The 8,963-nt window shown below is 74.0% G+C and carries 6 protein-coding genes; 4 read left to right on the top strand and 2 right to left on the bottom strand.

The features are described 5' to 3' along the window. Window positions 1-286 precede the first annotated feature (286 nt). Entirely contained in the window at window positions 287-1,450 is a 1,164-nt protein-coding gene (locus tag AB0M99_RS06835; protein WP_365917585.1) for a cysteine desulfurase family protein, read from the top strand. Between the two features lie 25 nt (window positions 1,451-1,475). On the opposite strand, the gene AB0M99_RS06830 is transcribed toward AB0M99_RS06835, so the two are convergent. Next, window positions 1,476-2,144 (bottom strand): N-acetylmuramoyl-L-alanine amidase, encoded by a 669-nt coding sequence (locus tag AB0M99_RS06830; protein ID WP_365917584.1) that lies wholly within the window; start codon window positions 2,142-2,144, stop codon window positions 1,476-1,478. Between the two features lie 68 nt (window positions 2,145-2,212). On the opposite strand from AB0M99_RS06830, the gene mnmA reads away from it, so the two are divergent. After that, the gene (gene mnmA / locus AB0M99_RS06825; protein ID WP_365917583.1) at window positions 2,213-3,355 is read left to right on the top strand and encodes a tRNA 2-thiouridine(34) synthase MnmA; all 1,143 of its coding nucleotides are present in this window, start codon (window positions 2,213-2,215) and stop codon (window positions 3,353-3,355) included. Here the strand turns inward: mnmA and AB0M99_RS06820 are convergent. Beyond that, on the bottom strand, window positions 3,352-4,275 hold the full coding sequence (locus tag AB0M99_RS06820; RefSeq protein WP_365917582.1) for an NADP-dependent oxidoreductase: 924 nt from the start codon (window positions 4,273-4,275) through the stop codon (window positions 3,352-3,354). The two genes, mnmA and AB0M99_RS06820, sit on opposite strands and share 4 nt — an antisense overlap. 127 nt (window positions 4,276-4,402) lie before the next feature. On the opposite strand from AB0M99_RS06820, the gene AB0M99_RS06815 reads away from it, so the two are divergent. After that, on the top strand, window positions 4,403-5,467 hold the full coding sequence (locus tag AB0M99_RS06815) for a helix-turn-helix domain-containing protein (protein WP_365917581.1): 1,065 nt from the start codon (window positions 4,403-4,405) through the stop codon (window positions 5,465-5,467). Window positions 5,468-5,528: 61 nt separating this feature from the next. Continuing rightward, window positions 5,529-8,918 (top strand): S8 family serine peptidase, encoded by a 3,390-nt coding sequence (locus tag AB0M99_RS06810; protein ID WP_365917580.1) that lies wholly within the window; start codon window positions 5,529-5,531, stop codon window positions 8,916-8,918. The last annotated feature ends 45 nt before the right edge of the window (window positions 8,919-8,963 follow it).

Below are 8,963 nucleotides of genomic sequence, written 5' to 3'. Positions count from 1 at the left end.
GCCTCAAACGCCGGCGGGGCTGAGATGGTGCGGGCGGCATCAGCCAAAATCCAGCCCCGCCGGCGGTTGAGGCGCGGGGGGCCGGAGGCTGGCCCCGGCAGCGGCGCCGCAGACGCATACCCAGCCCCGCCGGCGTTTGAGGCGCGGGTCCGGGCGCGGGGCCTCAGGCGTGCAGTCGGCCCCGCCGGCGTTTGAGGCGCGGGGGTTCGGGAACAGAGCCTCGGCCGCGGCCAACGCAAGGCCGCGGGGCGGACCCCTGTCGGGGGACTCGTAGAATCGGGGGATCATGGCCTACCTCGACCACGCCGCCACCACTCCGATGCTTCCGGAGGCCGCTGCGGCGATGACCGCGCAGTTCGCCGCAACGGGCAACGCATCCTCCCTGCACGCCGCCGGCCGCCGCGCCCGCCGTACCGTGGAGGAGGCCCGCGAGGCCCTCGCCGAGGCGATCGGCGCCCGCCCGAGCGAGGTGGTCTTCACCGCCGGCGGCACGGAGGCCGACAACCTCGCCGTCAAGGGCCTCTACTGGGCCCGCCGCGACCAGGACCCGGCCCGCACGAGGGTCCTCGCCAGCCCCGTCGAGCACCATGCGGTGCTCGACGCCGTCCACTGGCTCGCGGAGCACGAGGGCGCGCGGGTCGAGTACCTGCCCGTCGACCGCTTCGGCCGCGTGCACCCCGAGGCCTTCCGCGAGGCCGTCGCGCGCAACCCCGACGACGTGGCCCTCGCCACCGTCATGTGGGCCAACAACGAGATCGGCACCGTCATGCCGGTCCGCGAACTCGCCGCCATCGCCCGCGAGTTCGCGATCCCGCTGCACTCGGACGCAGTCCAGGCCTTCGGGCAGCTCGATGTCCGGTTCGGCGACAGCGGCCTGGCCGCCATGACCGTCAGCGGCCACAAGGTCGGCGGTCCGTACGGCATCGGCGCGCTGCTCCTGGGCCGCGACCAGACCCCCGTACCCGTCCTGCACGGCGGCGGCCAGGAGCGGCACGTCCGCTCCGGGACCCTCGACGTCCCGGCCATCGCGGCCTTCGCGGTGGCCGCCGTACTCGCCGCCGAACGGCGCGAGCGCTTCGCCGCCGAGATCGGCGCGCTGCGCGACGAGCTGATCGCCGCCGTCCTCGCCGCGGTTCCCGACGCAGTCCTCGGGGGAGACCCCCTCGACCGGCTCCCCGCCAACGCCCACTTCAGCTTCCCCGGCTGCGAGGGCGACTCCCTGCTGCTCCTGCTGGACGCCCAGGGCATCGAGTGCTCCACCGGCTCCGCCTGCACGGCCGGTGTCGCCCAGCCAAGCCACGTCCTGCTGGCCACCGGCACCGACCCGCAGCTGGCCCGCGGCACCCTGCGCTTCTCGCTCGGCCACACCTCCACCAAGGAGGACGTCGCCGCCGTGGCCGCGGCCATCGGCCCCGCCGTCGAACGCGCCCGCACCGCCGGCCTCAGCTAGCGCCGCGTCGGGCCGCGGCCGCCCGTCACGACGGCATGGCCTCGCCGATCATGCGGATGTACCGGTCCCAGTCCCAGTGGCGGCCCGGGTCCGTGTGGTCGGCGCCGCGGACCTCCGAGTGGCCCACGATGTGCTTGCGGTCCACCGGTATCCGGTACCGCTGGCACACATCGGCGGCCAGCCGCGCCGAAGCCTCGTACATCGAGTCCGTGAAGTCCTTCGGCCGGTCGACGAACCCGACGTGCTCTATGCCGACGCTGCGCTCGTTCATGTTGCGGTTGCCCGAGTGGAAGGCGACGTCCAGCTCGCGCACCATCTGCTCGATGTGGCCGTCCTGGCGGACTATGTAGTGCGCCGAAGCCTTGTGCCAAGGATTCCTGAAGGCGTCCACCGACGAGGCGAAGCTGCCCTGTGTGACATGCACGACGATCCGGTCCACGCGGTAGTCGTCGGGCCGGTCCGCCAGCCGCCAGTTCGCCGGCGAGGCCGCCGTCCAGCTCGCCCCCGCGTGGTCCAGGGCCCCGTCCTCGCGCCGCTTGGACACTCCCGGTACGAGCCACCAGGCGCGCACCAGTTCCTCCCGCCCGGCGACGGCCGCGACCCCGAGGACCCCGAGGCCCCCGAACAGGAACGCCCTGCGGCTCCTGCCCGGTTTCCCCTTGCCCTTCTTCGCCGCGTTCCCCGTGTTGCCCATGTGATCCACCCCCTGTACGCGATAACGCGCTGTGACTCCGCGCGGTTCCCCGTACCCTGGACGGTGCTATGACTGAGAACCTGCCGCGCACCTCCCGCCCCCTTCGCGTCCTGGCCGCCATGTCCGGCGGCGTGGACTCCGCCGTCGCCGCCGCCCGCGCGGTCGAAGCCGGGCACGACGTGACCGGCGTCCACCTCGCGCTCTCCGCGAACCCGCAGTCCTTCAGGACCGGCGCCCGCGGCTGCTGCACCATCGAGGACTCCCGCGACGCCCGCCGAGCCGCGGACGTCATCGGCATCCCCTTCTACGTCTGGGACCTCGCCGAGCGCTTCCGCGAGGACGTCGTCGAGGACTTCATCGCCGAGTACGAGGCCGGGCGCACCCCGAACCCCTGCCTGCGCTGCAACGAGAAGATCAAGTTCGCGGCGCTGCTCGACAAGGCCCTCGCCCTCGGCTTCGACGCCGTCTGCACCGGCCACTACGCCACCGTCGTCCTGAACGAGGACGGCTCCCGCGAGCTGCACCGCGCCTCCGACATGGCCAAGGACCAGTCCTACGTCCTCGGCGTCCTCGACGAGAAGCAGCTCGCCCACGCCCTCTTCCCGCTCGGCGACACCCTCACGACCAAGGACGAGATCCGCGCCGAGGCCGAGGAGCGGGGCCTGGCCGTCGCGAAGAAGCCCGACAGCCACGACATCTGCTTCATCGCCGACGGCGACACCCAGGGCTTCCTCGCGAACCGCCTGGGCAAGGCCGAGGGCGACATCGTCGACGAGACCGGCGAGAAGGTCGGCACCCACGAGGGCGCCTTCGGCTTCACCATCGGCCAGCGCAAGGGCCTGCGGATCGGCCACCCCGCCGCCGACGGCAAGCCGCGCTACGTCCTCGACATCTCCCCGGTGAACAACACCGTCACCGTGGGCCCCGTCGAGGCCCTCGACGTCACCGCCCTCACCGCGATCCGCCCCCGCTGGTGCGGCTCCACGCCCGCCGCGCCGGGTACGTACACCGCGCAGCTGCGCGCCCACGGCGGCGAGACCGAGGTCTTCGCCGAGGTCGTGGACGGCGAGCTGCGCGTCTCCTTCACCGAGCCGGTCCGCGGCGTGGCCCCCGGCCAGGCGATCGTGCTCTACGACGGCACGCGCGTGGTCGGCTCCGCCACCATCGCCTCGACCACCCGGTCCGCGGCGGCCGCCTCCGCCTCCGCCTAGGCGACCGTCAGGACGATCTTGCCGGTGGTCCGGCCCCGGTCGACGATCTCGTGGGCCTTCGCGGCCTCGGCCAGCGGCAGGACCGTCTCGACGACCGGGCGCAGCCTGCCCTCCTCGACCAGGGCCGCGATCTCCACCAGGCCCCGGAAGTCCGGCTCGACCAGGGTCCAGCCGGTGTGGACGCCCGGCGCGTCCGCCGGTACGTCGTCCGGGGAGGGCAGGGTCACCAGGTGCCCGCCGGGCCTCAGGACCTTCAGGGAGCGCTCGCCGGCCTCCCCGCCGAGGGAGTCGATCACCACGTCGACGTCCGAGACCGCCTCGGTGAAGTCGGCCGACCGGTAGTCGATCAGCTCGTCGGCCCCCAGCTCGCGCAGCAGGCCGTGCTTGGCCTCGCTCGCGGTGCCGATGACGTACGCGCCGCGGGCCTTGGCGATCTGCACCGCGAGGTGGCCGACGCCGCCCGCCGCCGCGTGGACCAGCACCCGCTGCCCGGGGGCGAGCGCGGCCGTATCCACCAGCGCCTGCCAGGCGGTCAGCGCCGCCAGCGGCAGCGCGGCCGCCTGCACGTGGTCGAGCGAGGCGGGCTTGGGGGCGAAGTGCCGGGCCGGACCCGCCACGTACTCGGCGTAGCCGCCCGCCTGCCGCGGGAAGTGCGGCATCCCGTACACCTCGTCGCCCGGGCGGTACATGGTCACGCCGGGGCCGACCGCCTCGACGGTGCCGGAGACGTCCCAGCCGACGATCGGGACCTCGCCCCAGGCGATCAGGGCGCCGCTGGCCCGGGTCTTCGAGTCGACCGGGTTCACGCCGACCGCGTGGACGCGCACCAGGATCTCGTTCAGGCCCGGCTCCGGCCGCTCGATCTCCCGCTCGACCAGGGTCTCGGGGCCGCCCCACTCGCTCACGACCATCGCGCGCATGTCTGTTCTCCTCAATCCGTCCGACTACGTCCAAAACCGGAGTGTTCCCCGGTGACGTGTCCCAGATTCGGGCAGCGCGACATCCGCCGGTGTTGGCCGTCTGGCCACTATGTGACAGGATCTGGCCATGAGCGAGGTGGATACGGAGCGAACGGCACCCTCCGAAGCGGGACCCTCCGAAGCGGCGGCCCCGGGGAGCGGCGAGGGCGGCCGGCACCTGGTCGCGGTGCTCGCACTGCCCGGCTTCCCCCCGTTCGAGCTGGGGATCCCCTCCCGGGTCTTCGGCAGCGCCGTCGACGACTCCGGCGAGGCCCTCTACGAGGTCGTCGTCTGTACCGCCGACGGCGGACCCGTGCTCAGCGACTCCGGCTTCACCCTCCAGCCCGCGGCCGGACCCGAAGCCCTCGCCGCCGCCGACACGGTGATCGTCCCGCCCACCCACGCCATGCCCGAGCTGGCCCGCGGCGGCCCGCTGCCGCCCGAGGTGGCCTCCGCCATCGCCGGCATCCGCCCCGGCACCCGCCTGGTCTCGATCTGCTCCGGCTCCTACGTGCTCGCCGCCGCGGGCCTGCTCGACGGCCGCCCCGCCACGACGCACTGGAACCTCGCCCTCGAATTCCGCCGCGCCTACCCCGGGGTCCGCATCGACGAGGACGTCCTCTTCGTCGACGACGGCGACGTCCTGACCTCCGCCGGGGTCTCCGCGGGCGTCGACCTGTGCCTGCACATGATCCGCCGCGACCACGGCGCCGCCGTCACCAACCGCACCGCGCGCATGTGCGTCGTACCGCCGTGGCGCGACGGCGGGCAGGCCCAGTACATCGACCGGCCCGTCCCCGAACCCACCGTGGCCACCACCACCGCCACCCGCGCCTGGGCCCTGGAGCGCCTCGCCGAGCCGGTCACGCTCGCCGAGCTGGCCGCCCACGCCCGGATGAGCCTGCGCACCTTCACCCGGCGCTTCCGCGACGAGGTGGGCATGACCCCCGTGCAGTGGCTGACCGTGCAGCGCCTGGAGGTCGCCCGCCACCTGCTGGAGTCCAGCGACCTCCCCGTCGACCTGGTCGCCCACCGGGCCGGCTTCGGCTCCGCGGGCTCCCTGCGCCAGCACATGCGGACCGCCCTCGGCGTCTCACCGATCGCCTACCGCCGCACCTTCCAGCCCAACTCCGTTATTCCGACGCACCATTGATGGACCGTCACTCCGGCGGCATACTGCGTGGTTCCTGCACCCTTCTCTCAGGGGGAACCACGTGCGCAACCATCACGGCAGGGCGGGGGCGGCGGCTTCGGTCGCCGCAATCGCCGCCCTCGCGCTCACGGCGGGGCTGACCACCCCGGCCGCGGCCGCGCCCGCACCGCGCTCCTTAGCCGACCAGGCGGCGAGATCCGCATCCGCATCGGCCGCCGGCTCGAAGACCACCCGCGTCACCCTGGTCACCGGTGACCGCGTCGTCCTCGACGCCGACCGCAAACCCATCGGCCTCGAACGCGCCAAGGGCCGCGAGCACATACCCGTCTCCCTGAGCCGGGTGAACGGCCACACCAGCGTCCTGCCGTACGACGCCCAGGCCCTGATCCGCGCCGGAAAGCTCGACCCCCGGCTCTTCGACGTCACCGAGCTGAGCCGCCCCGAGTACCAGGACCGCCGCTCCGGCCGCCTCCAGCTGATCGTCGGCTACGAGGGCGGCTCCGCCCCCGCCGCCCGGTCCGCCCTGCGCGCCGCAGACGGCCTCAAGGTGACCGCGGCGTACGCCACCCTCGGCGCCGAGGCCGTCACCGCGGCCCCCCGGGACGCCGCCGCCCTCTGGGAGGCGCTCACGGACCCCCAGCGGGGCACCGGCCGCCGCGCCGCCGCCCCCGGCATCGCCACCGTCTGGCTCGACGCCGTGCGCACCGCCACCCTCGACAAGAGCACCCGGCAGATCGGCGCCGACAAGGCCTGGGCCGCCGGATACGACGGCGCCGGAGTCAAGATCGCCGTCCTCGACACCGGCGTCGACGCCACCCACGCCGACCTCGCGGGCCAGGTCGTCGCCGAACAGAACTTCTCACTCGCCGCGGACGCCAAGGACCGCTACGGCCACGGCACCCACGTCGCCTCCATCGCCGCCGGTACGGGATCCCGCTCGGGCGGCGCCCTCAAGGGCGTCGCGCCGGGCGCGAAGCTCCTGAACGGCAAGGTCCTCGACGACGACGGCTTCGGCGACGACTCCGGCATCCTCGCCGGCATGGAGTGGGCCGTCGCCCAGGGCGCCGACATCGTCAACCTCAGCCTCGGCGGCTACGACACCCCGCAGCTCGACCCCCTCGAAGCGGCCGTCAACAAGCTCAGCGCCGACCGGGGCGTGCTGTTCGCCATCGCGGCCGGCAACAACCACCGCCCCGGCACCATCAACTCCCCGGGCAGCGCGGACGCCGCGCTCACCGTCGGCGCGGTCGACGACGCGGACGCCCTCGCCGAGTTCTCCAGCACCGGCCCGCGCAAGGGCGACGGCGCCGTCAAGCCGGACGTCACCGCCCCCGGCGTCGACATCACGGCGGCCGCCGCGCCCGGCAGCGTCATCGACCGCGAGGTCGGCCAGAACCCGGCCGGCTACCTGAGCATCTCTGGTACCTCCATGGCCACGCCGCACGCCGCCGGAGCCGCCGCACTGCTCAAGCAGCAGCACCCCGCCTGGAAGGGCGCCGAGCTCAAGGGCGCGCTGACCGCCTCCACCGAGGGCGGCGCGTACACCCCGTACCAGCAGGGCACCGGCCGGATCGCGGTCGACGGCGCGCTGCGCCAGAGCGTCGTCGCCCAGGACGCGGCGCTGACCTTCGGTACGCAGCCCTGGCCGCACGCGGACGACACCCCGCAGTCACGGAAGATCACGTACCGCAACCTCGGCAGCACGCCCGTCACCCTCGATCTCTCCGTCACCGGCAGCGGCCCCGACGGCAAGCCCGCGCCCGAAGGCTTCTTCACCCTCGGCGCCCGGCAGCTGACCGTCCCGGCGGGCGGCACCGCCGAGGCCCCGGTGACCGTCGACACCCGCCCCGGCGGGGCGCTGGACGGCACGTACACGGCGTACGCGGTCGCGACGGCGGCCGCGACCGGCGACGGCCGGGGCCAGAGCGTCCGCACGGCCGTCGTCGCCGAACGCGAGCCGGAGTCCTACCAGCTGACGCTCCGCCACATCGGGCGGGACGGGAAGCCGGCCCCGAACTACCGCAGCACCGTGTTGGGAACGAAGGGCGGCGCGACCGGCCGCCGCTTCGAGCCGGACGACGCCTCCGGCACCGTCACCGTGCGCGTACCCAAGGGCGGTTACCTGCTCAACACCGCGATCGTCGTCGACCCGCTGGACCCCGCCCGGGGCGCCGACTGGATCGTCCAGCCCCAGCTCGACATCACCGGTGACACCACGGTGACGCTCGACGCGCGCACCACCGAGCCGGTCGACATCACCGTTCCGTCGAAGTCCGCGATCGCGCGGTTCGCGATGCCCACGTACACCCTGCGCGAAGGCGGCTCGGAGTACGGCTTCGGCTTCTGGCTCGACTCGCTCACCGGGTTCCGCACCCGCCACCTGGGCCCGCTGTCCGCGGCCGGCGCGCTCAGCCAGCAGTGGGACGTGCACTGGGAGGGCGTGGACACGGCGGAGTACCACGCCGTCCTCGGCGGCCCGGTACGCGCCGTCGCCACCGGCTACACCCGCCACCTGAAGCCGCGCGACCTGGCGACCCTCAAGGTCGAGCAGGGCGCCTCGGCCCCGGGCAAGGAGGGCGCGCTCGTCGCGATGGGCATCCTGCCGGACAGCACTTCCGGGAGCTCGATATCGCTCTCGCGGCCGCTGCCGACCACGACGACGGTGTACGTGTCCACCGTCGACCGGGCGAAGTGGAACCTCTCCTTCACGCAGAGCAGTGGCGAGGACGAGAGCGGTTTCCCGGTCGAAGAGGCGACGTACGAAGCGGAGGGCCGGCGCGCGCTCACGGGCGGCCGTACCTATCACGAGCGCTTCAACACGGCTGTCCTCGCACCCCGCGTGGACGCCGACCACGGGGTGGTGCGCGAGGGCAACCGCATCGCGGGCTCCGTGCAACTGCTGGCGGACGGAGCGAACCACGCCGGTGACTACGTCGCGGCCACCGGCAGCACGGTCCTCTACCGCGACGGCGTCCTGGCGGGCCGCAGCCAGGCCCCGCTCGCCAGGAGCGGGCCGTTCACGGTCCCGGCGGGCGACGCCGCGTACAAGCTGACCACGACCGCGCTGCTGCGCCCGGAGCTCTCCGCGACCTCGTCCAAGGTGACGGCGACCTGGTGGTTCCGCTCGAAGGAAACGGCCGCCCCGACCGTGCTCCCGGTATCGGTGGTCCGCTTCGACGCCCGCCCGGCGCCGGACGGCACCCTGCCGGCCGGGCGGACGGCGACCTTCCCGCTGACCGTGCAGGGCCCGGCGGCCGCGGCCCCCGCCGCCCTCCAGGCGCAGGTCTCGTACGACGAGGGCTACACCTGGCAGCCGCTCGCCGTGAAGGACGGCAAGGTCAGCGTGAGGACCCCGGAGAGGGGCGCCGCGGTCTCGCTGCGTGCCACCGTCACCGACCGGGCGGGCAACAAGGCGGAGGTGACCGTCATCCGCGCCTACCTCGCGGGCTGACCCCCGTACGCCCGCCGATGACCCCGGAGGTAATCGCCTCCGGGG

Origin of the sequence: Streptomyces sp. NPDC051183 (genome assembly GCF_040682455.1) — a bacterium.
Classification (GTDB): domain Bacteria; phylum Actinomycetota; class Actinomycetes; order Streptomycetales; family Streptomycetaceae; genus Streptomyces.
This window is presented reverse-complemented; position numbering and strand designations above follow the sequence as displayed.

Bases quoted from the DNA above. Each gene is read 5' to 3' on its own strand.
- AB0M99_RS06820 (WP_365917582.1), bottom strand. From the start codon at position 4,275: ATGCGCGCGATGGTCGTGAGCGAGTGGGGCGGCCCCGAGACCCTGGTC.
- AB0M99_RS06815 (WP_365917581.1), top strand. From the start codon at position 4,403: ATGAGCGAGGTGGATACGGAGCGAACGGCACCCTCCGAAGCGGGACCC.
- AB0M99_RS06830 (WP_365917584.1), bottom strand. From the start codon at position 2,144: ATGGGCAACACGGGGAACGCGGCGAAGAAGGGCAAGGGGAAACCGGGC.
- mnmA (WP_365917583.1), top strand. From the start codon at position 2,213: ATGACTGAGAACCTGCCGCGCACCTCCCGCCCCCTTCGCGTCCTGGCC.
- AB0M99_RS06835 (WP_365917585.1), top strand. From the start codon at position 287: ATGGCCTACCTCGACCACGCCGCCACCACTCCGATGCTTCCGGAGGCC.